The sequence below is a fragment of the Anaerotaenia torta genome, assembly GCF_050433395.1.
Taxonomy (GTDB): Bacteria; Bacillota; Clostridia; order Lachnospirales; family Lachnospiraceae; genus Mobilitalea; species Mobilitalea torta.
The window spans coordinates 436,038-460,971 of sequence record NZ_JBNPXH010000002.1 but is presented as its reverse complement, the minus strand read 5'-3'; the positions used below and the strand labels follow the sequence as shown (position 1 = coordinate 460,971).

The 24,934-nt window shown below is 50.1% G+C and carries 15 protein-coding genes; 13 read left to right on the top strand and 2 right to left on the bottom strand.

The annotated features are described in order from the left end of the window. Positions 1–117: 117 nt before the first annotated feature. From HNQ56_RS05760 to HNQ56_RS05745, 4 genes are all read left to right on the top strand, one after another. Positions 118–2,748, top strand: a complete 2,631-nt coding sequence (locus HNQ56_RS05760) for a cation-translocating P-type ATPase (protein WP_429143689.1) — start codon at positions 118–120, stop codon at positions 2,746–2,748. A gap of 361 nt (positions 2,749–3,109) precedes the next feature. Further along, the gene (locus HNQ56_RS05755) at positions 3,110–4,108 is read left to right on the top strand and encodes a LacI family DNA-binding transcriptional regulator (RefSeq protein WP_429143687.1); all 999 of its coding nucleotides are present in this window, start codon (positions 3,110–3,112) and stop codon (positions 4,106–4,108) included. A 46-nt stretch (positions 4,109–4,154) separates the two neighbouring features. Then, positions 4,155–5,063 carry a LysR family transcriptional regulator gene (locus tag HNQ56_RS05750; RefSeq protein WP_429143685.1) on the top strand — a complete coding sequence of 303 codons (909 nt, stop codon included), beginning with the start codon at positions 4,155–4,157 and terminating at the stop codon, positions 5,061–5,063. Positions 5,064–5,172: 109 nt separating this feature from the next. Then, positions 5,173–6,285, top strand: coding sequence for a 5-methyltetrahydropteroyltriglutamate--homocysteine S-methyltransferase (locus tag HNQ56_RS05745; RefSeq protein WP_429143684.1), 1,113 nt, complete (start codon positions 5,173–5,175; stop codon positions 6,283–6,285). A 19-nt stretch (positions 6,286–6,304) separates the two neighbouring features. Here the strand turns inward: HNQ56_RS05745 and HNQ56_RS05740 are convergent, their stop codons facing one another. Together HNQ56_RS05740 and HNQ56_RS05735 are read right to left on the bottom strand one after the other, a co-directional pair. After that, positions 6,305–7,777 (bottom strand): family 43 glycosylhydrolase, encoded by a 1,473-nt coding sequence (locus HNQ56_RS05740; RefSeq protein ID WP_429143682.1) that lies wholly within the window; start codon positions 7,775–7,777, stop codon positions 6,305–6,307. Next, a complete protein-coding gene (locus tag HNQ56_RS05735) occupies positions 7,764–8,696 on the bottom strand; it encodes an ArsR/SmtB family transcription factor (protein WP_429143680.1) in 933 nt (310 codons plus the stop codon). The genes HNQ56_RS05740 and HNQ56_RS05735 overlap by 14 nt, the downstream gene beginning before the upstream one ends. A gap of 335 nt (positions 8,697–9,031) precedes the next feature. Between HNQ56_RS05735 and HNQ56_RS05730 the strand changes: the two genes are divergently transcribed. The 9 genes from HNQ56_RS05730 (at position 9,032) to HNQ56_RS05690 (ending at position 24,892) form a co-directional block, all read left to right on the top strand. Further along, entirely contained in the window at positions 9,032–10,768 is a 1,737-nt protein-coding gene (locus HNQ56_RS05730) for a glycoside hydrolase family 2 protein (protein WP_429143678.1), read from the top strand. Between the two features lie 22 nt (positions 10,769–10,790). Next, complete coding sequence (locus HNQ56_RS05725) at positions 10,791–13,217, top strand: family 43 glycosylhydrolase (RefSeq protein ID WP_429143677.1); 2,427 nt, start codon at positions 10,791–10,793, stop codon at positions 13,215–13,217. A 13-nt stretch (positions 13,218–13,230) separates the two neighbouring features. After that, a complete protein-coding gene (locus HNQ56_RS05720; RefSeq protein ID WP_429143675.1) occupies positions 13,231–16,131 on the top strand; it encodes an extracellular solute-binding protein in 2,901 nt (966 codons plus the stop codon). Continuing rightward, positions 16,128–17,015 carry a carbohydrate ABC transporter permease gene (locus HNQ56_RS05715; RefSeq protein ID WP_429143673.1) on the top strand — a complete coding sequence of 296 codons (888 nt, stop codon included), beginning with the start codon at positions 16,128–16,130 and terminating at the stop codon, positions 17,013–17,015. Before HNQ56_RS05720 ends, HNQ56_RS05715 begins: the two co-directional genes overlap by 4 nt. A gap of 26 nt (positions 17,016–17,041) precedes the next feature. Then, a complete protein-coding gene (locus HNQ56_RS05710; protein ID WP_429143671.1) occupies positions 17,042–19,081 on the top strand; it encodes a YIP1 family protein in 2,040 nt (679 codons plus the stop codon). Continuing rightward, the gene (locus HNQ56_RS05705) at positions 19,071–21,254 is read left to right on the top strand and encodes a DUF5696 domain-containing protein (RefSeq protein WP_429143670.1); all 2,184 of its coding nucleotides are present in this window, start codon (positions 19,071–19,073) and stop codon (positions 21,252–21,254) included. The genes HNQ56_RS05710 and HNQ56_RS05705 overlap by 11 nt, the downstream gene beginning before the upstream one ends. Positions 21,255–21,397: 143 nt before the next feature. After that, positions 21,398–22,306 carry a carbohydrate ABC transporter permease gene (locus HNQ56_RS05700; protein WP_429143668.1) on the top strand — a complete coding sequence of 303 codons (909 nt, stop codon included), beginning with the start codon at positions 21,398–21,400 and terminating at the stop codon, positions 22,304–22,306. 58 nt (positions 22,307–22,364) lie between these two features. Beyond that, positions 22,365–23,330 (top strand): carbohydrate ABC transporter permease, encoded by a 966-nt coding sequence (locus HNQ56_RS05695; RefSeq protein WP_429143666.1) that lies wholly within the window; start codon positions 22,365–22,367, stop codon positions 23,328–23,330. A gap of 92 nt (positions 23,331–23,422) precedes the next feature. Then, positions 23,423–24,892: an extracellular solute-binding protein gene (locus HNQ56_RS05690; RefSeq protein ID WP_429143665.1), complete on the top strand. Its 1,470-nt coding sequence runs from the start codon at positions 23,423–23,425 to the stop codon at positions 24,890–24,892. Positions 24,893–24,934: the final 42 nt, after the last annotated feature.

Below are 24,934 nucleotides of genomic sequence, written 5' to 3'. Positions count from 1 at the left end.
TACAGATGATTATGTCCGCCCTGGGCATGATATACTATATTCTGTGAGATAATAAGACCGGATTACACTCTGTCACGAACTTCTACTAATTATTAAAAAGAAAGGAACTTATCGCAAATGAAGTATTATCTCGAACAGGCGGAAAATGTTCTAAAACAAACGAGTAGTACAATGGAGGGTCTTACTGCTTCCGAAGCCAGGGAAAGGCTGGAGAAGAACGGTAAGAATAAGCTGGCCGAAGGGAAGAAGGATGGTCTGATTAAACGATTTCTGGATCAGCTGAAGGATCCGATGATTATGATACTGCTGGCAGCAGCGGCAATCTCCGCAGCCACCAGTATCTATGAAGGAGGATTTGAGGCTGACGTATTTATTATTTTAGCCGTTGTTGTCATTAATGCAGTTCTTGGTGTATACCAGGAGAACAAGGCGGAGAAAGCAATCGAAGCACTGCAGGAAATGGCCGCAGCCACCAGCAAGGTTCTTCGTGACGGGGCCATTGTCAGTGTAAAGAGCGAAGAGCTGGTAGTGGGCGATATTGTTCTTCTGGAAGCAGGTGATGCCGTTCCGGCAGACTGCCGTATCCTGGAAAGTGCCAGCCTGAAGATTGAGGAAGCGGCATTAACCGGCGAATCCGTACCTGTCAACAAGATGATTAACATCCTGAGTCTGAAAGCCGATGAGAAAGAGGTACCGCTGGGTGACCGTAAAAACATGGCATACATGGGCAGTACCGTTGTGTATGGCCGCGGCCGTGCAGTAGTTGTTGCTACCGGTATGGATACGGAGATGGGTAAGATTGCGGATGCGATAACGCAGACGCAGGAGGGTGAGACTCCTCTTCAGATTAAGCTAAATCAGTTAAGTAAACTCCTTACCGTATTGGTAATTGGAATTAGCGTATTTATTTTCCTTTTCAGTCTGATCCGTGCCGGAGATTTCAGCGGAGAATTCATCCTGCATACCTTCATGATTGCTGTAAGCCTTGCGGTTGCTGCCATCCCCGAAGGTCTGGTGGCGGTGGTAACCATCGTACTCTCTATCGGTGTTACCAATATGAGCAGACGTAATGCGGTAATCCGCAGGCTGACCGCGGTGGAGACTCTGGGCTGTACCCAGATTATCTGCAGCGATAAGACCGGAACACTGACACAGAATAAGATGACCGTAGTGGATCATTATGCTTCGGATGAGGAACTGCTTGCCAGAGCCATGGCTCTCTGCTGTGACGCGGAGCTGGAGAACGGTGATGCCGTAGGTGAGCCTACAGAGTGCGCCTTGGTGAACTATGCTGCTTCTCTGAATCTCAAAAAGCCTGATTTGAAGAATGCCTATCCCCGTATTGGTGAAGCTCCCTTTGATTCCGGACGGAAGATGATGTCGACCGTTCATCAGCATCAGGAGATTGTTCAATATACCAAGGGTGCCCCGGATGAGGTGCTCCGGCTGTGTACCTCCTATTATGAGAAGGGCACGCTTCAGCCCATGACCGACCAGAAGCGCAGCGAGATACTGAAGGAGAATAAACGGATGGCGGATAAGGCTCTTCGTGTTCTTGCGGCAGCATATCGGATTCATGCGGCGGTTCCGGCAGAATTCACTCCCCAGGAGCTGGAGCGGGAGCTGGTCTTCATTGGTTTGACCGGTATGATTGATCCTGTCCGTCCTGAGGTTATTGACGCAATTAAGGAGTGCCGCAGCGCAGGTATTCGTCCGGTAATGATTACCGGTGACCACAGGGATACGGCAATTGCAATTGCTACCCAGATCGGTATTATCAATGATCCGAAGCAGGCCATTACCGGTGCTCAGCTCAATGATATATCAGAGGAAGAATTCCAGAAGACCATTGGCAATTACGGTGTGTATGCCCGTGTTCAGCCGGAGCATAAGGTGCGTATTGTAAAGGCATGGAAGCAGCAGGGGATGATTACTGCAATGACCGGAGACGGTGTAAATGATGCTCCGTCCATTAAAAGTGCCGATATCGGTGTCGGAATGGGTATTACCGGTACGGATGTAACGAAGAATGTAGCCGACATGGTATTGGCGGATGATAATTTTGCTACCATTGTTTCGGCAGTAGAAGAGGGAAGAAGAATCTATGACAATATCCGTAAGGCGATTCAGTTCCTGCTGTCCTCCAATCTAAGTGAAGTAATATCCATATTTGTTGCGACATTGCTGGGCTTTACCATTTTAAAGCCGGTGCATATCCTTTGGATTAACCTGATTACGGACAGCTTCCCGGCATTGGCCCTGGGTATGGAAAAGGGTGAGAAGGATCTGATGCAGCGTAAGCCCCGCTCCTCCAAGGATGGTATTTTCTCCGGCGGAGTCGGCGTTGATGTTGCATACCAGGGCTTGATGGTATCGGTGCTTACCTTGACGGCGTATTTTATCGGACATTATATTGAATCCGGCCGGTGGGAATTTGTTAACAGTCCCGATGGTATGACCATGGCATTCTTAACCATGAGTATGGCGGAGATCTTCCATGGCTTCAATATGAGGAGCCAGCGCGGTTCCATCTTCCGCATGAACACGCAGAATACTGCGCTAATTATTGCGGGAGTGGCCAGCTTTGTGCTGACAACGGCTGTAATTTATGTACCTTTCCTCAGCGATCTCTTTGATTTTGCACACATCAGCCTGATGGAATACGGTATTGCCATGTTGCTGGCAGTCAGTGTTATTCCGATTGTTGAGATTATCAAGGCGCTTCAGAGAGCTGCGAAACGGAGATAATTTCCTCAGACCCAAAACCGGAGATTCTTCTCCTGTAATTTTCAGATAAAAACTTAAGTCAAGACCACTGGCTGAACTGGTGGTCTTGATTTTGTTCTGACCCCCTCTGAATTGTAACAAATAATACATAATCGGATATACCGGAAAAATATTTACTTGATATTTTATATAAATAATTTATAATATTATTTATATGCGATGATGAAAGCGTCAAAAGCACCGAAGGTGCTTTCCGGATATAAGATATTGCTATGCAAGCTTGCTTGTGATAGCAATATCTTATATCCGGAAGTGTGCGCAGCACCTTTTGACGCTTTCATCATACGATTTTATGAAATAAAAACAGATGGGACGTGAGCGATTGAAGACAGGGATTAAGCAGATCAGTGATATTACCGGATTTTCTGCGGCTACAATATCCAACGCTTTAAACGGAAAAAAAGGTGTGAATGCAAAAACAGCAGAGGAAATACTGCGGGTAGCAAGGGAAGTCGGATATATAGACAGCAGTTCTGTAGCGAAGATAAGGCTGGTGATCTATAAAAAGAACGGAATGATCATTGATGATACGCCGTTTTTCCCGTCCCTGATCAGCGGCATAGAGCAGGAATGCCGTGAATCCGGATATGAGATGGCTATGGGGAATCTGGATATCCGGCATCCCGATTATGCGGAACAGGCCAGGCAGATGATGAATGAACCCGGAACAGCGATTATCCTTCTTGGCACGGAGCTGTCTCCGGAAGAGCTTAAGCTGTACAAGGCGGCCCAGTGTCCGATTCTTCTGCTGGACTACTGGAGCTTTGACATGGATTTTAACGGAGTTATTATCAATAATGCGGATTCGGTAAGAATGGCAATCAATTATCTGTGTTCTAAGGGACATAAGAAGATTGGCTATCTGAAGGGAAGCTTCCGTATCCTTGGCTTCCAGCAGCGGCAGTCCGGGTACCGTTCCGCGCTCCGGGAGCAGAACATAGAATACAATCCAAAGTACTGTGTGGAGCTCAATACCACCATGAACGGCGCCTACAAGGATATGCTGAAGTATCTGGGAGGGAAGCCGGAGCTTCCCACGGCCTATTTTGCCGAGAATGATATGATCGCTCTGGGGGCGATGAAGGCACTGGAGGAAAGGGGCTGCCGGGTACCGGAGGATATCTCGGTCATCGGCTTTGATGATCTGCCCTTCTGTGAGATATCTTCTCCGCGCCTCACCAGCCTTCGTGTGCCGAAGCAGGAGATGGGCCGTCTCGCGGTCCGCAGAATGATAGAACTGATTAAAAAGAATGACGGAATAAAAACAAAGATACAGGTGTGTACGGAATTCGTGGAACGGGACAGTGTCAGGGCCATATGAGAATCCGGCGGAAGTCAAAGCTGTGTAGAAGGAGAGCGAGAAGCGGATGACATTACAGCAGTTAAAATATGCGGTGACCGTTGCGGATAAGGGAACCATCAGCGAGGCTGCCAAGGAGCTGTTTATCTCCCAGCCCAGCCTCACCAGCGCAATCAGGGAACTGGAGAATGAAATGCAGATCACTATATTTAACCGGACGAAGAAAGGGACCACCGTTTCCAATGCGGGAGATGAATTTCTGGCCTATGCCAGACAGGTTCTGGAGCAGGCGAATCTCCTTGAGGAGCGATTCCTGAATGGGAAAAAGCAGAGTCCCAGATTCTCCGTCTCAGCCCAGCACTATTCCTTTGCGGTGAATGCCTTTGTGGATGTGATCCGTGAATTTGGGGGCAGCCAGTACGATTTTACTCTCCGGGAGACTCAGACCTACGAGATTATCGAAGACGTGAGCAGGCTGAAGAGTGAGGTCGGGATATTATACACCTCTTCAAAAAACGAGGAGATAATCCAAAAGCTAATCAAACAGAACGGTCTGGAGTTCGAGGAGCTCTTTGTAGCGAAGCCCCATGTATTCATCAGCTCAAAGCACCCTCTGGCAGACAGGGAGAGGATTACGCTGGAGGAGCTGGAGAAATATCCTTATCTGTCTTTTGAACAGGGAGATTATAATTCCTTTTATTTTTCAGAGGAAATACTCAGCACCATTGACCGCAATAAGAATATCAAGGTGAGAGACAGGGCGACGCTCTTTAACCTGGCGGTGGGGCTGAACGGATATACGGTCAGCACCGGTGTAATCAGCAGGGAGCTCAATGGGGAGAATATCATTGCGAGACCCCTCATGGTGGAGGAGCATATCCGTGTGGGAACCATAAAGCAGAAGGAAATGCCCCTCAGCCGGTACGGGAAGGCATATATGGAGGCTTTAAGAAAGCATGTGTCTGATATAGATTAAAACTATATCAGACACATGTTTTTTTGTATTTTTCATTTCTGCCAAACAGAGCTATAATACAGAAAACAAAAGACATGTTTCTTATATTAAAAAACAGGAGGTAGGGCGGATGAGTAAAAATGCACCTTTTAAATGGGATATCGTAGGAAGCTTCTTAAGGCCGGAGAATCTGAAGCAGGCCAGGGAAGAGTATGCAAAGGGCCGGATTACGGCAGAAGAACTGAAAAAAACAGAGGATGCCGCGATCACGGATCTGATTGCAAAGCAGAAAGCGGCCGGATACCAGGTGATCACGGACGGAGAATTCAGAAGAAGCTCCTGGCATCTGGATTTTATGTGGGCCTTTGGCGGAGTGGGACATGAAAAGACGAAGTCCGGAATTCCCTTCCACGGGGAGGATGCCTTAATCGATGATACCTTCCTTACAGGAAAGGTATCGGTGGACAGCCATCCCTTTGTAGAGCATTTCAAATTTGTAAAGCAATTCGAGGATGAGAACACAAGGGCGCGCCAGACCATACCGGCGCCGGCCCAGTTCCTGTTCCAGACGCTCATTCCCCAGAACCTGGAGGGCACAAAGGCCATCTATCCTGAGGAAGAGGATCTGGTTCAGGACATTGCGAAGGGCTACCGGAAGGTAATCCGGGATTTATACGATGCGGGCTGCCGGAATATCCAGTTTGATGACTGTACCTGGGGCGTATGCGTGGACCCCCATGCATGCTTCATTCTGGGAACGGATGAGGAAGGCCTGCAGAAGTGGATTGAATTGCTGATCAGGGTCAATAACCTCGCCATAGAGGGCAAGCCCGGGGATCTGGTAATCAACTCCCATATCTGCCGGGGCAATTTCCATTCCACCTGGGCGTGCCAGGGCGGCTATGACCGGGTAGCGAAGGATCTTTTTGCGAAGGAAAATGTAAATGCCTTTTATCTGGAATTTGACGATGACCGTTCCGGCGGTTTTGAGCCCCTGCAATATGTGAGCAAGGATAAACAGGTGGTATTGGGCCTTATTACCACCAAATCCCCGGTTCCGGAGGAGAAGGAAAATATAATTAAGCGCATCCGGGAGGCAGAGCGCTACATTCCATTGGAACGTCTGTGCCTCAGTCCGCAATGCGGATTTGCCTCCACGGAAGAAGGAAATAAGCTGACAGAAGAAGAGCAGTGGGATAAATTGAAGCTGGTACGGGAAATTGCCAGGGAGGTATGGGGCTAAGCCGCTTTTTGGACGGATATTACTCCGCCAGCAAGCGTACCGCATCCGGTGTCAGGGCGGTGATGGGCCAGCCTTCCTCGTCCCAGCGGATGGTTCCGATAAGCAGGATGCTGGCGCTGTTCTCGCGGAAATACTCGCTGACCAGATAGTCCTGCCCATCCTCGTCCTGGAATACGGAGGCGTGCCCCGGCATCAGCAGCTGGGACAGACCCTGGGTGACAGGGGTGCCTCCGCCTTCCAGCATGGATTTGCCTGTCCGGTCCACAAAGGGGCCGTGTACGCTGGAAGAACGGCCTACCCTGTTGTGATAACTCTTATCCATGGGATTAAAAGCGGTGAAAAGATAGTAATAATCCCCGTGCTTGATGATATAAGGCGCCTCGATGGCCCCGTTATTGGCATAGCGTTTGGCCAGATGGTAGAACTGGGGATTGCTTTCCAGAAGCAGACCGGTATCCGGGTCGACCTGGCGCTGGTAGATTCCATTCCAGTAGGAACCGAAGGTAAGGAACACATCCCCGTTTTCATCGGTGATAATATTGGGGTCGATACAATTGTAATCATCTCCGGTGTAGGAGCGGATTACGACGCCCTTGTCCTCCCACCGGTAATCCGGGGAATCCATATCCAGGGTGGTGTTCACGGCCATGCCGATGGCGGAATTCTGGCTGCCTACTGTGGAAATGCAGTAATACAGGTAGTATTTATCCTTTATCTGGTATACACCGGGGGCCCAGATGCCATAGCCGGGAACCTCCTTGTTCATCCAGGAGGGGTCCTGATTCCCAAATACCGTGCCTGCGATGGTCCAATGAATCAGATCCTTGGAGGTTTTGATGCTGATATGGGGTGCCATGATAAACATGTAGTAGGTATCCCCATAACGGATGATTTCCGGGCAGGAGGAATGGAAGAGGCTTCCCTCTAAAGGCAGCAGATAAGGCAGGTCTTTCATAAGAGAGACCTTCTCGAAATTCCAGAGCTGACAGTCCTGCCCGGTATATTCCAGCAGCTTGACCGGTACGGAAGATTTTGGAGACTTCTCTTCCAGTCCCAGTGTATAGCCGGAGAGGGAGGATATGATCTGAATGGATCCGTTGGTTTCCTGGAGAGTCCAAAGCTGGGATTGATCCTGTGTCTCGCCGGGAATGCGCACCTCTGCCAAGGCTCCCGCATCCTTGGAAGCTTTGCGGATGGATAGATTCCTTGGAGTGAGGAGGGACTGTATTATGTAGCCGTTTTCGTTTTTTTCAACACGCCAAAGCTCGTCAAAGCTGTCGGTATCCCCGTATTGCCACAGTGCGGCGCCGTCCGCCATGCCGCTGAGCTGCATATTCAGGGCCCGATTTGTGGCCTTGTTGACGATCTTATAGATGCCGTCCTCCAGAGTATGGGGAACGGCTCTTTTGCTGCAGCCTGCAAGGCCGGCGCACACGGCGCCTGCCGTAAGGAAGCAAAGGAGGGCTGCGGCGAATTTTCTAGGGTTCTTCATGAAATACCTCCATTACAATGTTCTGAGGGTAATCCCCGAACTTTTCTCCGAAGAGATTCATTCCGCCCAGGTACTCGGCATCCGGTTTTACTCCGATTTTAAAGGAGATAAAACTGTTCCTGTTGAGACTGAGGGAAGAAATAGTATGGTCCGATACCTTTTTTTCATCAATAAAACATCCCTTTTCCGTAATCCAGATCTTTCTTAAATCACCGTACTGGGTGGAAGTATCGCTCCACCAGTAGGGGTTCAGCTTTCCTCTCCTGCCGCCGTAATCCCCCGGGCATTGGAGAATGCCGATCTCCGTGTTGTTCATCCAGATGCTGACGTCCGAACGCCAGTTGGGGTTATAGCCCAGGGCTTCGGAGCAGATTTCAAAGGTAAACTGGATCTTGTTGGCGGAATTGGATTTCAAGATAGTATTGGAAAAACGGTATTCCAGATATCCGCAGGTCAGCCAGATCAACTGGGCCTTATAGCGCTCGGTGCTGAAGAACCCGCAGATGCTGTCTTCCGCACCCAGGTCGGCGATATCGGACACAATACCGCAGGGCGGGGATACATGGTAGTCAAGGTAGCAGCCGATGGGCATGTCCTCCCGGAACAGACAGCGTGCGTTCCTGTTCGGGTCCGGACAGATATCCGCATTCACATTGGAGACCAGAACGCCGCAGAGCTTCTGGGCTCCCTTTGAGCCGGGAATGGGCTGAACGGAAATAAGCCCGGCGTTCTCCAGGGTTCGGATGTGGAGAGCCGCACTGGAGAGGGGGATATTGAAATGGGAAGCTACATCGGTTATGATGGCGGGCTTCGCGGAGAGGAATTCCAGAATGTCGATGCGGATGGCGGAGGAAAAAGCCTTCCCCACATTGACCAGTTCTTCCTTATTCTTAAGGTTAAGCTTCAGACTATCTTTCATAAATGGAACAACCCTCGTCTTTCTTAAAGTCATATTGTATCGGTTATATTTCATCCTAACATAAAAGGAAAGGAAAAGCAATATATATACAATTAAAATGTAGAAATCGGAATGAGAAAGAAATATTTTTGTACATTAAAAATGTATATAAAAATATTATTTACTAAAAACTAAACAAAAGCATTGACATAAAATCAGCATTGTAGTATTATTTGACTAAAGATATTGAGAAAAACAAAAGTATTAATACATAAATAATAGATAAATTTAGAGTTTTATTAATACATTTATTATGTATAAACAATTATAATGTCGAAGAATAAGGAGCTATTACAATGCTGACACAATACCCAAGACCCCAGTTTGCAAGAAAGAGCTGGACGAATCTCAATGGTGAATGGAATTTTCTTTTTGATGATGACAACAGAGGGGAGAGAGAAGAGTGGTACCGGCAATTCCCCGAAAGCAGGACCATTCTGGTTCCCTATACCTATGAAACCCCCTTAAGCGGAGTTGAGGATGAGAGGCATCATAATATCCTCTGGTATGAAAGAGAGTTTGAAGCGGAGGCAAGGGACGGCAGACGCCTGCTCTTACATTTTGAAGGTGTGGATTATGAAGCCGGGGTCTGGGTCAACGGCAGCTTTGCCGGCGGCCATCAAGGCGGCTATGGAGCCTTTGCCCTGGATATTACCCGGTTTCTAAGGCTGGGAAGGAATCGCATAACCGTACGGGCGGAGGACAGCATCAGCTGCGAGCAGCCCAGAGGAAAACAGAGATGGAAGGATGATAATTTCGGCTGCTGGTATGTACAGACCACCGGAATCTGGAAGACCGTCTGGCTGGAAGAGGTTTCTGATTTCTATCTTGACCGGATCAAGATGACCCCGGATATTGACAGGGGATTGATCGATATTACGGCAAGCTTCTCCGGTACGCCCGGGAAGGAAGAGACCTGCCTTCAATGGGAGATCTGGCTGGAGGGCAGACTGGTGTGCAGGCAGCAGGCGCAGGTGCTGGAGAACAGACTTCGGATTTCTGCCAGCCTGCGGGGAACAGAAGTGCCCTGGACCCTGGAGCTCTGGTCGCCAGAGTCTCCGAAGCTGTATGATATAAAGTTCCGGCTGTTGGAGGCTGGAGCGGTAATGGATGAGGTGGATTCTTATTTTGGTATGCGTAAGATATCTATCGAGGAGGGCAGGGTTCTGCTGAACAACCGGCCCATTTACCAGAGGCTGATCCTGGATCAGGGCTACTGGGAGGAATCCCATCTAACCCCTCCTTCGGAGGAAGCCATCAGAAAGGATATTGATCTGATTCTGGAGGCCGGTTACAACGGCTTGAGGAAACATCAGAAGGTAGAGGATGCGCGTTTCTTGTATTGGTGTGACAGAAAGGGACTCTTAGTCTGGTCGGAGATGGCCTCCCAATATGCCTTCAGTGACCGCGGGATGCAGCTTTTTACCAGGGAGTGGATGGAAGTAGTGGAACAGAACTACAATCACCCTTCCATTATTACCTGGGCGCCCTTTAATGAGAGCTGGGGAATCGAAGCCGTAGCGACGGATGTCTCCCAGCAGCAGTTTACCGAAGGCATCTATCACCTTACCAAGAGCTTTGACAATATGAGGCCGGTTATTGTAAATGACGGATGGCAGCATACGGTATCGGATATTATTACCCTTCACGACTATGAGGAGGGCGGCAGAGAGCTCCTTGAAAGATATTCCGGCAAGGACAAAATCCTGGGGAATGAAATTCCCTTCAACCGTTCCCTCTATGCTTTCGCCAGGGGTTATGCCTATCAGGGACAGCCGGTGATCATCAGCGAGTACGGCGGAATTGCCCTACGGGATGACCGGGGCTGGGGCTACGGGGAACAGGTGCAGTCGGAAGAGGATTTTATAAAGCGGTTTGACGTCATTACTTCAGCCATCAAATCCCTGGACTATGTCTGCGGCTTCTGCTACACCCAGCTGACGGATGTGCAGCAGGAGATCAACGGCCTGTATACCATGAAAAGGGAGCCGAAGGTGGATATCGGCAGAATCGGAGAGATTAACCGGAGATAGAAGCAGGGAGGAAAAGATCTGTATGAGAACATATAAAAATCCATTTTTATTTGAACACCAGTGGTCTGAAAATGAATGCGGAGATCCCTTTATTATGAGATTCAACGGATCTTATTATCTCTACTGCTCCAGTGCGGGAAACCATATCAAAGCCTGGAAATCGGAGGATCTCATTGACTTTGTTTATCTTGGAAGCGTCTGTGACGAGCCGGAGATTGAAGGGGCTTATGCGCCGGAGGTCTGTTACTGCCGGGGGAAATTCTACATGGTAACTTCCCCGGTGGGAAGCGGGCACTACCTGCTGGAAAGCCATCAGCCGGAAGGACCCTTCCATCTCATCAGTAAGAATTACGGCCTGCTCATTGACGGAAGCTTTTTCATCGACGATGACGGAAGCCAGTATTTTCTGCGGGCCGGTCATAAGGGAATTGTCATCCACAGGATGACGGCGCGGAATGAAATTGATGTAAACGGAACGACGATTCCGGAGACTTATCTGAATTACTGGACGGAAGGGCCTATGATCATTAAGCGCAAGGGCGTCTATTATCTGACTTATACGGGGAACCACCTGTTAAGCAGGGGTTACCGCATCGCCTACAGTGTATCGGAGAAAAGCCCGGAAGAAGGCTATGTGAACCTTCGGGATAATACCCTCCTGCTGGAAACAGGGGATGAATTCCATGCTCTGGGCCATAGCTCCAGCTTCCTGGCGCCGGATCTGGACAGCTATTGCATTGCCTATCATAACATCAATCTTGACTCAGTGCCCAGGAAGAGAAGCACGAATATTGATCGTCTCTTCTTTAATGGAGCCAGAATGTACTGCAATCCCATCTGGTGGGAACAGGAAGCGTCTTCCCTGCCGGATTATTATGGAAGAGGGAAGGAAGAGCTGGAGACAGTAACCATAGGTGATGAACAATACCTTGCTTTGGGAGCGGAGACTCCCGATGCCTATACGGTTGAAATCAATGTAAATACCGGAGGCAGAGATCTTGTTCTGCTCTATGGCTATAAAGCCGGCGAAAATTGTGTCACATCGGATGAGGCGGGCACTTCTCATGAAACAGTAGAACATTCCATAAGTAAGGACATTTGCGGATGTGGTGAAACAAGTCTCTGTGCCGGAGATACCTATGGACATGGAGAATCAAGTCTTCATGCCGAAGGTACTCATGGGCATGATGGAAGAGGTCTCTGTGTAGGAAGTGCTTACGGATATGGTGAAATACATCTCTGTGCGGAAGGTGCCTATGAGATAAGAGAATGCGGCAGGGAAACCGTGAAAGGCAGCATTAATTCTTCTGTCAGTTTTCAAGGGCTGCTGACTGTAAGGCTTGCCAAAGAGATTGACGGCACGATGGAAATCTATCTGAACAATATGCTCCTGACCAGCTATTCCACATGTACCGGTCAGGGAAGCCTCTGTATTGGAGAGGAAGGAGTCCAGGAAGTCGGCTTCTACGGAATATCCCATACCGTCGGCGGAAGGGGCGACAAGACCGCAGCCAAGGCCATTCCCGGCAGGATGGATGCAATTCATGCCTTGGGAGAGGTGGAGAGCCGTCCTGTAACAGAGTCCGGCTTTCAGACAGAAGCGGCGGTCTTCAGAAGAAACAAAAAGCTTGTTTATCATGTAAATATAAAAGAAGATGCATCCTACCGGCTGATTACCAGAATTTCTTCCGAAGCAAGGGAGGTCTGTCTCACAGTCTCCTGTCAGGGAAGAGAAATTCTCCTCACCTTTACCCTGCCAGGAAGAAAGGATGCCAAAGGCTTTGAGCAAGCGGAGGCCGGTATCCTGCGGCTTACCGGGGGAATCCAGGAGCTGGAGATCAGCAGCCGGGACGAAGCCTTCATCGATTGTTTTATCTTTGAAAAAGCAGCAGAGGTTCGGGATATCCAGGTGATAAAGGCTGGAGTACTGACGGCGGAGGCCATGGATAAAATCAGAATATACGGGCATAAGAGGTTCAAGAGCATGCTGACCAAATATTCCGGCTTTACCTGTGCGGAGAATTTCGGAAGGGCCTTTGCAGGGGAGAGCGGCTGGGGCGCCTATGCCGTGGAAGCGGCGATTTACAGAAACAACGCGCCCACCGGTGAGGTCTCCGTCTACGTGATGGCGTCAAGGGAATCCTGGTATCCCGATCAGGTGGAAGCATCCCTGCTCGGCTACAAGGTGAAGGTGGATCACGATGGAATCTATCTCTACCGCTGCTGCTACAAAGAGGAGCAGATTGGCTTCTATGCCTGCCCCAGCAGAGAGGCGGGGATTTTAAAGCTCTCCGTCGCGGCAGCGAAAGGAGTGCTGAAGCTGGCGGCGGAAGGGGAGGTTATTCTCACTTATACCGATACCGATGGCTTCTTGAGCGGCAAAGCGGGGCTGGAGGCAAAGGGAGAAGGCTTTGCTTTTGAAGAGTTCGCAGTGTACGGCGTATCCTGAAGGAGAGAAACTTATGGGAAGAAAATATAGAGCGGCGCTGTTGTGCCTTGCGGCCGTAATCCTGGCCGGAGCGGGAAGCTGTTCCCTTCGGGCGGGGAATAACACAGCGGCCTGCGGGGCGGGGCTTTTGGTATTGAAGGATCTCTACCTGGGCATGGAAAATACCCCGGATACGGATTATGAAAAATATCTGGAACGGTATGGAGACAGCCTTTATCAAGGGAAGAAAATTACCTATCCAGCCGAGGAGCTATGGGCGGAGAGCACCCAACAGGAAGGCTTTCTGCTGGAAGAGAGCGAAGAGGTGCAAGTAACCATCCGGGCAGAACAGGCTGCAGCCTATGTCCTGAGCTTTGACTACCAGACCTTGGGGGAGAATATTCTTCCGACAAATCTGGCCCTGAAGGTAAACGGGGAATATCCCTATGATGAACTGAAACGGATCTTTCTGGGCGACACCTGGATCTCCGGGGAGGTTCAGCATGACCGGTACGGCAATGAATGCCTTGCCATGCCCACGAAGGTGCAGGAGTGGAAGAAAGCCTATATCCATGATACGGCCTATCTGTACAGTGAGCCCATGCTCCTGTATCTGGAGGCGGGAGAGAATATCCTGACCTTCCAGGCAAGAGAGGGCACCATCCGCATAGGAAGCCTGTACCTGGAAGGAAGGGAAGAGGCCGGTCCGGCCCCGGGAGAGAAAGCCTCCGGTAATGAGCTGATTGTGATAGAGGCGGAGAATATGACCTGCCGGAATTCCCCCAATATAAGGGCGGCGTCGGAATTCGTTACGGATATTACTCCCTATGATCCCAAGCGGAAGGTGCTTAATATGGTAGCGGAGGAATCCTTTAAAACAGGAGGAACCAGCATTACCTACGAGTTTAAAGTCGGAAAGCCGGGATATTATAATCTGGCCTTCGACTACCGCCAGAGCGCCAAGCCGGGCTTTAGCGTGTATCGCAATATTTACATAGACGGCAGGATACCCTCCGCTTTTTACGAGGACTTTGCCTTTCCCTACGCCAAGAAGTTCGCCAGGCTGATCCCGGAAGAAGAGGGAAATGCCATCTACCTGGAAGAGGGGATGCACACCATTACCCTGGAGGTGTCCCTGGATAAGGTACGTTATGCGGTGAAAATATTAAATGCAGTGACAAAGGAAATGAATACCCTGGCCCTGGAGGTCAGCAAGATCACCGGAGGAAATTCGGACAAATACCGGGATTTTGACCTGGAGCCCTACGGCTTCAACATCCGGCAGAAGCTCTTAGACTGGGCTGGCACCCTGGAGCAGGTGCATAGCAGCCTGTCGGAACTCAATCCCGGAGAGGGCAACGTGGGTGAGATTGCCCAACTGACCGTGGCATCCAAGAATCTGAGAAAGCTGGCCGAGAAGCCCAACGAGCTGCCCAAGAAGCTGAACCTGTTCTCCTACGGCAACAGCTCCGCCAGGCAGAGTGTCAATAATGTGATTGAGAAATTAAGCGTAGGACAGCTGGGACTGGATAAGCTCTTCCTGTACCAGGAGGACGCCAAGCTGCCGGGCAAGCCGGCTGTGATAAAGAAAGCATTCCTCAGCCTGAAGCGGCTCTTCTCCTCCTTCACCAAACAGGATTACGCTCCTACCTATGATAAAGACAAGGATACCCTGAATGTCTGGGTAGCCCGTCCCAGACAGTACCTGGAGATTATGCAGCGTATGGCGGATGCGGATTTTACAAAAAGGTATGGAATCAATGTGAATCTTTCTATTGTACCCGACCAGCAGAAATTAATTCTTGCCAATGCTTCCGGTAAGGCTCCCGACGCCGCAATCGGAATTTCCTCCGGGTATGTATATGACCTGGCCCTCCGGGGAGCCTTAGAGAACCTGCGCCAGTATGATAATTTTAAGGAAGTGGGCAGGCGGTTCGCACCGGGAATGCTGATTCCGGGGGTCTGTGATGACGGGATCTATGCGCTGCCGGAGACCTTTAACTTCTATGTATTGTTCTACCGGACGGATATACTGGAGTCGTTGGGACTGACGGTGCCTGACACCATGGAGGAAGTAAGGAAGATGCTGCCCCAGCTGGAACGGATGGGTCTGGGCTTTAACACCCATGTGGCCAATTTCCTTGTAAAGGGCTATAATACCACGGCCCCCTTTATCTTTCAGAGCGGAGGAAAATTGATGGAGAGCGGCGAGATGCAGATTGACCTGGAGACACCCGGCGTTCTGGGGGGAATGAAGGTTCTGACGGAAAACTTTACGATCTATGACATGGACTATGAGGTACTGAGCTTCTACCAGGCATTCCGGGACGGGCGCCTGCCCATCGGAACCTCCGATTACGGCACCTTTAATCTGCTGACCAACGCGGCGCCGGAGCTGGCGGATGCCTGGAATATCGCACCTTATCCGGGCATCGCGGATGAGGAAGGGAATGTCCTTCGCTATACCTCCGGAGCGGCGGAGAGCTGCGTGGTCTTTGAGAATGACCTCAAGGCCGAGGCTGCCTGGAAATTCCTTGACTGGTGGACCTCCACCGAGGTGCAGACGGAATTTGCTTTCACCCTGCAATCCACCCTGGGCAATGAATACCTGTGGAATTCGGCCAATCTGGACGCTATCAAGGCTTCCCCCTGGAGCTCCCGCTTTAAGGATACCATAGTAGAGCAGATATCCTGGACCTATGAGGCTCCAAGAGTGCCTGGGGGCTATATTATCGAGCGGGAGCTGGGCAATGTCCTGGTTCAGGCGGTGACCCAGAACGCTAATTTACGAAGTGCGGTGGACAGTGCCCAGAAGAAGATCAACCGGGAACTGAGCCGGAAGATGGAAGAGTTCGGATACCTGGATTCCAACGGCAGCATGATGAAGGAGTTGGTAGTCCCCGACATTCAGATGATTGAGGAATGGTTAAAATGAAGAGAAAATCCCGAATAAATTCAGCATACCTGTTTATGCTTCCCTACCTGCTGCTGTTTGCAATTTTTATCATCGTGCCCATCGGTGCGGCCATCGTGCTGAGCTTCACCAATTACGACGCAGTGCAGAGGCCTGATTTTGTGGGGGTGTTAAACTATATCAACCTTCTGACCCAGGACGATGTCTTTATGCAGAAGGTACTGCCCAATACCTGTATCTTTGCCTTTGTCGTGGGCCCGCTGGGCTATACCCTTTCCTTTTTGCTGGCCTGGATGCTGGCGCAGATCAGCAGGCTGCCCCGAACCATACTGGCATTGCTGATCTATTCTCCCTCCATGACCTCCGGTATTGCCATGGCGGTGGTGTGGAAGATCATATTTGCGGGGGACCAGATGGGATACATCAACTATCTGCTGATGGAGCTGGGAATTACCAATGAGCCCGTTCTCTTTCTCACCGATGCAAAATACCTGCTGGCCATTATGATTATTGTATCTCTCTGGAGCAGCATGGGAGTTGGTTTCCTGGCAATTCTGGCGGGCATCCTGAACATTGACACCCAGGTATACGAAGCCGCGGCCATCGACGGCCTGCGCAACCGTTTCCAGGAAATGTTCTATATCACCATCCCCATGATGAAGCCGCAGATGCTTTTCGCAGCAGTTATGGCAGTGGTGAACACCTTCTCGGTGGGAGCCATCGGGGTACAGCTCAGCGGAGCCAATCCCACGCCCCTTTATTCGGGGCAGCTGATTGTAAACCACATCGAGGACTACGGCTTTATCCGTTATGAAATGGGCTATGCCTCCTGTGTCTCTCTTGTCCTGCTGCTGGTCATATACGGCATTTCAAGATTTGCCCGCAGGATCTTTCAGGAGGATTGACGGAAGGAGAAAAATGGAGGTGACCAATGAGACATCTTAATAATTTCAGAAAATGCCTGCCGGGAATTCTGGCAGCAATTGCCCTCATTCTGTATCCTTCTTCCGCAAAGGGGGCAGAAGCGCCGTACACCACCCTGACCATTGACAAGAATGGCAATCTGGCCCATACCCAGGACGGCTATATCCCCTCCCAGGTATATGATAAATTCGGGGAGGAACGCTTAAAAAATCCTTCGGACCTGTTTATCTGGAAGGACAGCAGAATGTATATTGCGGACACCGGCAACAGCCGGGTGCTGATCTGTGATATGGAGGGAAATCTTATAGGTACCATCAAGGGTGATTTGAATTCCCCCACCGGACTCTATGTGGATGCCCAGGGAACCGTCTATGTGGCGGACCCGAAGCTGCAAAAGATTATGGTATATGACCGGGAGGGCACCCTGGTAAAAGCCTATGAAAAACCGGTCAGCCCCCTGTTTGCGCAGGAGAGCCGGTATGCGCCCTCCAAGCTTGCGGTGAACGGAGCGGGCGGCGTCTATGCCCTTTCCGAGGGAAACGGCAACGGCATCCTATCCTTTGGCGCAGAAGGGGATTTCTACGGATATTTTGGAGCCAACTACACCTACACCAGGCTTTCCCAGATTCTTAAAAGACTGGCTTTTACGGAGGAGATGAAGAAAAGTCTCCAGAAGAATGTGCCTGCGGCAGCCAGCAATATTGCCATTGACGGGAACGGACTGATTTATACCGTAACCCAGGGGGCAGGCCGGGACAGCTTGAAGAAATTCAATATGGCCGGCAAGAACATGCTGGATACGGGCTATTTCGAGATGCTTGTGACGGATGTTGCCGTAGGGAATATTGAAAACATCTATACCATATCCAAAGAGGGTTATATTGCGGAATATACAAGGGATCATGCGCTGCTGTTCCTATTCGGCGGCAGGGATGACGGCAATAACCGGACGGGTTTGTTCACGGCCCCCTCCGCCATTGATGCTGACAGCACAGGCAGGCTCTATGTGCTGGATTCGGAGATGGCAAGGGTTACGGTGCTCCAGCAGACGGAATACGCCAGAACCGTCCATGAAGCCCTGAATTTGTTCCAGGAGGGCTATTACACGGAGAGCCAGGGTCCATGGGAAAAGGTGTTAAGCAGGGATAGTCTCTTCGATTATGCACAGCGGGGAATCGGGAAGGCATATTACCGCCTGGAGGACTATGGCGGAGCCTTGACAGCCGCAAGACAGGGCGGAGACTATACCGGCTATTCCGATGCGTTCTGGGAGCTTCGCAACACCTGGATTCGGGAAAATGTAATGGCGGTACTGGCTGGCCTGCTGCTTCTGTATCTTCTGCGAAAGGCTTATAAAAGACTTAAAAACAGAGTGCCTCTGTTAGCCGGATTTTCACAGCGGCTGGAACGGGTGAAGGGGAAGAAGTTCTCCCGCGAGATGGCTTATTTAAAATACATGCCCAAGAATCCGGCGGATGCCTTTTATGGCATCAAATTGGAAGGAAAGGTCAGTATTCTGTCTTCCACACTGATCTATGTGCTGTTCTTCCTTCTGTATGTAATCAATAAGTATTACAGCGGCTTCCTGTTTAAAAGAATAGCCGACGGCTACTATGAGATCGGAACGGATTTCGTGACCGTATTCGGGTTCTTCCTGGTGAGTATGATCTGCTGCAATCTGATCTGCTCCATCCAGGACGGAGAAGGCTCTTTGAAAAATCTTTACTGTGCATACGCCTACTGTCTGATGCCCTATCTGTTCCTGAAACCGGCGGTAATTCTTCTGGGGCATGTGCTGAGCCTGAACGAACGCTTTATTATTCAGTTCCTGAATTTCTTCATTGTTGCCGGAATGGCGGTGCTGGTAGTTGTGATGATCAAGGAAATACAGGCTTATACCTACAAGAAGACCTTTAAATGCATTTTTCTGACGGTCTTTACCATGGTACTGATGCTGGCCGCGGGCTTTATCCTGGCGGCGCTCATCAGCCAGGTGACGGATTTCATCGTTTCGATTGTAAAGGAGGGATACTATCGTGGCAGATAGAAAAAACTTCCGGTGCCATATGGCACGAGGCCTGCTGGCGGTTCTTGCCGCCGCGGCTCTTGCGGCAGGAGGCATGGCTGCGGCATCGGCGGATACTTCCTCCCCAAAGAAGGAGAGCAGGAACACCTTTGAAAATCAGAATTACATCATGAACCTGGATGAGGAAACCCTGGGTATCACTCTCACCGACCGGAAAACAGGCTATGTCTATGAATCCGTGATAGAAGATGAAAGCTCCAATGATTCCTGGAAGGGCTTCTTAAGCTCCGGAATCTCCGTTGAGCTGTGCACCGGCAAGGGTGCCATGCCGGAACGGGTGGATCTGGTGAAGGGAAAAGCCGAGAAGGTAATCACCAGCTATGAGGACGGCTTCGATGCGGACATCCGTTTTCCCTCCTATGATTTTAGCATCGGCCTTCAGGTAAGGCTGAAGGAGGATGGCTTCCTCGCTTCCGTGAAGCAGGAGAGCATCCGGGAGGGGGAAAATTACATGCTGGCGGCGGTATACCTCTATCCCATGTTCGGGGCCACCAAAAAGGCGGAGAAGGAGGGCTACCTGCTGATCCCGGAAGGCTCCGGGGCAATCATCAGCCTGGAGGATAACCACGGAAAATTCAAGACCCCCTATTCCAAGAAAATATACGGGCCCAATGTGGGAACGGAGACATCCAATAACAATTATTTTAACGGCCTCTTTGTGAAGGAACCGAAGAGGATTACCGTACCGGTATTCGGCATGGCCTATACGGGAGAGAAGCAGGGCTTTCTGGGAATTATCGAGGAAGGGCAGTACAATGCGGATATCCTGGCCTATCCCAATGGCGTAACCACGGATTATAACTGGGTCACCGCCAAATATAATTACCGGGAGGTCTATACCATGCAGACGGCGGCCTCTTCCGGCGTCCCTGCCTTTGAGAAAAATCCCTACATGAGGGACCTTTCCGTAAGCTACAAGCTGGTAAACGGGAATGAAGCGGATTATACCGGGCTGGCCCGGCGGTATCAGCAATACCTGGTTCAGCGGGGAGACTTAAGAAAGCAGGAAGACCAATTCCGCATTAAGCTGGATTTCTTCGGAGCGGATACGAAAAAATGGTTTATCTTTAACCGGGTAGTACCCATGACCACAGTTTCTAAGATGGAAGAGATCATTGACAAGCTGCGGGAGAAAGGGATTACGGATATCCAGCCTGTTTATACGGGATGGCAGTCCAAAGGCATCTCCTTAAATTACGGCAGCGGCAATTTCAAGCTGGAAGGAAAGCTGGGCAGCCGGAAGGAGTTGGATGCGCTTGCGGCAAAGCTGGAGGAGCAGGAGATCCGTCTGGTATTGCAGCAGGATTTCCTTCAGGCCAATCCAAAGCGGTTTTACAATACGGCCAGGGACATTGTAAAGGGGATCAACCAGATGCTGGTAGAAAAGCCCACCAATGCCGGAGTATTCCCCTATATGTATTACCTGACGCCGGGGAAGACCTTAAGCCTTGCGAAAAAGTGGGCAGGTCGGTACAAAACCGGGAACATAAGCGCGATAGCACTTGCCTCGGTGCCTGACACCCTATTTTCTTTTTACTCCGGCGGGAAGATTTATTCTAGAGGGGACACGGCCCGGATGTATGAGGAGACAATGGAGGCGCTGGGGGATTTTCAGATCTCCATGGAGAATCCCTATGAGTATCTCTGGAAATATACCAGCCAGTACTACGACCTGCCTCTTTCCACCTCCAACTACAGTTATATCAGCAAGGAGGTTCCCTTCCTGCCCATAGTATTAAGGGGTTATCTCCCTTATTGGGCCGAATGCAGCAATTTTAAAGCCAATGAGACGGAGTATTTTCTGAAAATGCTGGAGTACGGCGCGTATCCTGACTTTCTCCTTACTGGGGAATCTCCGGAGAAGCTGAGGAATACCAATTCCGATTATATCTACACCTCGGAGTATGAGGTGCTGGAACCCATGGTTACGGATTATTATAACCGGATCGGCTCCGTACTGCGGCTTGTGGAGGGCGTGGGAATCAGGAAACATGCCTGGCTGACGGACAGCGTGGTCTCTGTGGAATATGACAATGGAGTGGAGCTTCTGATTAATTATTCGGCTTCCGATTATCGGAGCGGAGCGGTTACCGTCGAAGCCATGAGCTTCCAGGTAATCCCGCAGGAGCGATGATGGGATGTCGGAAAGCGGCCATGCTGACGGCACTGCGTACCGGGAGGTACACTCACTGAGTTGGGCGGACTTCCTTTGGTCGACACAGATATGGATTGTAAGCAGGGCATCTATTGATAATAAGGTATCAGGAAAGAGGCTGTATGAAAAAGAGAAAAAAGGTATTCACAGTTTTCAATAAGCAGAAATTAACGGGTCTCTTATTTGTGACCCCCTGGATTGCAGGGTTTCTCATCTTCTTTTTGTATCCGCTGGTCCAGTCCGTATTATTCAGCTTCAGCAAAGTGGCATTTACCGGCAAGGGCAGGGTAGTCATCTTTGTGGGGATGGAGAATTTTAAATACTTTGTTTCCAAGGATCCGTATTTTCTGGAGAGGCTGGCGGCATTTTTTAAAAACATCGTAATGCAGCTTCCCTTAATCCTTGTATTCTCCCTGGTGCTGGCACTGCTGCTGAATGAAAAGATTAAGCTGAGGGGGATGTTCCGAACCCTGTTCTTTCTGCCCATCGTGGTAGTGAGCGGGCCGGTCATGAATATGCTCATGAGCCAGGGAGCATCCACCATACCCTTAATAGAGCAGTATGGGATCTATGATTTTATTAATAGCAAGCTACCTTACTTCCTGGTGGAGCCGGTGTCCACATTATTCAGCGAGCTGATTCTGATCCTGTGGTATTCCGGGGTGCCGATTCTGATCTTCCTGTCGGGTCTGCAGAAAATCGACCAATGCCTGTATGAAGCGTCCTCCATTGACGGAGCCTCTTCCTGGGTGTCCTTCTGGAAGATCGTGCTGCCTTCCATCCGGGGAATGATCCTGATCAATGCCATTTATATTATTGTATTCCTGGCTACCTCGGAGATTAACACAGTAATTCTGTGGATTCGGGAAAGTATGCTGGATGCCACCAAGAGGGGCTTCGGGGTAGCCTCCGCAGCCGCCTGGATCTATTCCCTGGGCATCGGCCTTCTGCTCCTGGTATGCTATCTGCTGTTCGGGCGGGAGCCTAAGAGCAGGGAGATACATGCAGGAGTAATGAGAAGGAAAAATTAGTTTGGAAAAAGCAGATGCGGAGGAGTGATATCCGCTGAAGGAAAGGCAGGAGAATGATATGAATTACGCCCGGTTACATAAAGTCAAGGCAAAGCTCATCGGACGCACCGGCAAAAGGGGCCTGTTATATATGGCAGGAGTATACATCATACTGGTTGCAATGGGGTTCGTGTATCTGTATCCGATCCTTGAGATGATTGTAAAAAGTCTCATGTCCTTGCCTGACCTCCTGGATGCGTCGGTAAAATGGATTCCCACCTCGGTCACCTTAAAGAATTATAAGGATGCCTTTGAAGTAATGAAGGTGGATAAGACCATCTGGAACACAGTATTAAGCGCCCTTCTTCCTTCCCTGGCCCAGACAGCGGTATGCGCGCTGACGGGATACGGGCTGGCAAGGTACGAGGTTCCCTTTAAAAAACTGATTCTCGGTCTGATTCTCATCACCTTTATCCTGCCGCCCTATGTGCTGATGGTGCCAAGATACACCATGTTCTCGGATTACCATATGATCGGCACCATGAAAACCCTGATTTATCCCGCACTATTGGGACAGGGAACCAGGAGCGCCATATTTGTTCTGATCTTTATGCAGTTTTTTAAGCAGACCCCCATCTCCCTGGATGAAGCGGCCAGGGTGGACGGCGCTTCCGAGGCGAGGATCTTCCTTGGGATAGCGGTGCCGCTGGCGGTCCCGGCTTTTATCATATGCTTTTTATTTTCCTTTGTATGGTATTGGAATGATACCTATTTTACCGCCCTGTATATGGGGATTACCAGCGCCACGGATACCGGCGTGGTAAGGACCATGCTGCTGGAGCTGCAGAATTTTGACATCAGCTACAAGCAGCATGTGCAGATGGTAGCCGGATGGGGGGCTTCCGTAATGGGCGACTCCGTCGCCAACGAAGCCATCAAGATGGCCGCTACGGTGGTTACCATATCACCCCTTTTGCTGATGTATTTTGTATTGCAGAAATACTTCGTGGAAGGGATCGACAGAACCGGTATTACCGGGGAGTAACAGGAATGCCTTAGACTTAAGGAGCCGGGAAGCAGCGGCCCTTAAGATCACATAGGGAAAGCTTTTAAATCATTATAAGAGGAGGATTTTGTATGAAGGCGAAAAAACTATTGTCGGTATTAATGATTATGGTATTAATACTGTCAACCCTCACCGCCTGCCAGGAAAAGAGCACGGGCGGCGGAAATCCAGATGTTACAAAAGCAACAGACCAGGGAAGCGGCACGAAGGATAAGGATGCAGATGCCGATGCCAAAACAGACACGGATACCAATGCGGATGCCAATGCAGATGCAGATTCCCTGCTGGGGCCTATGACAACCGAGAATATCACTCTCACCTATGCCTGCTGGGGTCTTGGGGAAAAAGGGGAAACCGAAGCGAAGGACAAACAGATTGAAGCATTCATGAAGGCGTATCCCAACATCAAGGTGGAATTTGTAACCATCGACCAGGCGGCCTGGAATGACGGACTTACCACCATGGCGGCAACCGGCACCCTGCCGGACGTGTTCTGGACCTTCTCGGTAACCGACGCTATTTCCAATCAGTGGGCCATGGATGTAACAGAATTTTTTGAAAAGGACCCGGATGCCAAGGATGTTTATCCCTCCATGGTGGAAAATGCCAGAATTAACGGCAGGCTGTACAGCATGCCCGTCGTTATGTTCCCTTATCTGGTGTTCTTAAACAAGACTTTGTTTGAGAAGTATAACGAGCCCCTTCCGTCCTATGACTGGACCCTGGATCAATTCAAAGATATTGCGGCCAGAATCTCCCATCCCGAGGATTTTAACTTTGGAACCTCCAATCCCAACTATGCGGATTATTTTCCCGCCCAGTATACGGATAATGAATCCATGAGAGGCTGGGACGGAAGCAATTATAATTTTGGTCAGTCCTGGATTGACGGCTTGAATCTCAAATACGATTTTATTGACAGGGATATCTGTGAGTGGGAGTCCCCGGAAGATAAGCTGAAATGGCTTGGCGATGAAGGCGCATGGCCTCCCGGATTCGGAAGAAGTGCAATGCATTTTGACTGGACCTGGACCATTGCTTACTTTGAGGATGCCGTAAAGGCGCAGTCCGGCTGTGATTTCTTATACTATCCCCAGCCTGCGGGGCCTTCCGGAAGACAGATGGCTATCGTGGATTATGGTGTGATTTCTTCAACAACAGAGCATCCGAGAGAGGCATGGGAGCTTCAGAAGTGGACCTCCTGGGGTGAAGAAGCTTGTCTGAACCGTCTGGAAGGCTACAAGGCGGCAGGAGTTACCATGGTAAGCCGTATGCCGGTTATCAGCAATCAGAAGGTGTGGGATGCAGTCTCGGCCTTCACGGACAGAGAAGATATCAAGGAAGTATATAAGAGACTGACCAATGTGGTTCCTACAGTAGGTTCCGTAGCACCCGGCTGGAGCCAGTTTGATGCCTGGGCAACCGAGAACGGTATCTGGGCCCAGCTGGATAACAGGGAAGTAACCCCTGCCGAGATGGCGGATACCTTGACCCAGAAGGCCAACGAATTCAAGGATGAGTGGCTGGCTAATATGCCGTAATTAATAAATAATTTATTATTCATTATTTCAGTATATCCGGAA

Coding starts and splice junctions, on each gene's coding strand:
- HNQ56_RS05760 (WP_429143689.1), top strand. CDS start 118: ATGAAGTATTATCTCGAACAGGCGGAAAATGTTCTAAAACAAACGAGT.
- HNQ56_RS05750 (WP_429143685.1), top strand. CDS start 4,155: ATGACATTACAGCAGTTAAAATATGCGGTGACCGTTGCGGATAAGGGA.
- HNQ56_RS05745 (WP_429143684.1), top strand. CDS start 5,173: ATGAGTAAAAATGCACCTTTTAAATGGGATATCGTAGGAAGCTTCTTA.
- HNQ56_RS05740 (WP_429143682.1), bottom strand. CDS start 7,777: ATGAAGAACCCTAGAAAATTCGCCGCAGCCCTCCTTTGCTTCCTTACG.
- HNQ56_RS05735 (WP_429143680.1), bottom strand. CDS start 8,696: ATGAAAGATAGTCTGAAGCTTAACCTTAAGAATAAGGAAGAACTGGTC.
- HNQ56_RS05730 (WP_429143678.1), top strand. CDS start 9,032: ATGCTGACACAATACCCAAGACCCCAGTTTGCAAGAAAGAGCTGGACG.
- HNQ56_RS05725 (WP_429143677.1), top strand. CDS start 10,791: ATGAGAACATATAAAAATCCATTTTTATTTGAACACCAGTGGTCTGAA.
- HNQ56_RS05720 (WP_429143675.1), top strand. CDS start 13,231: ATGGGAAGAAAATATAGAGCGGCGCTGTTGTGCCTTGCGGCCGTAATC.
- HNQ56_RS05715 (WP_429143673.1), top strand. CDS start 16,128: ATGAAGAGAAAATCCCGAATAAATTCAGCATACCTGTTTATGCTTCCC.
- HNQ56_RS05710 (WP_429143671.1), top strand. CDS start 17,042: ATGAGACATCTTAATAATTTCAGAAAATGCCTGCCGGGAATTCTGGCA.
- HNQ56_RS05700 (WP_429143668.1), top strand. CDS start 21,398: ATGAAAAAGAGAAAAAAGGTATTCACAGTTTTCAATAAGCAGAAATTA.
- HNQ56_RS05695 (WP_429143666.1), top strand. CDS start 22,365: ATGAATTACGCCCGGTTACATAAAGTCAAGGCAAAGCTCATCGGACGC.
- HNQ56_RS05690 (WP_429143665.1), top strand. CDS start 23,423: ATGAAGGCGAAAAAACTATTGTCGGTATTAATGATTATGGTATTAATA.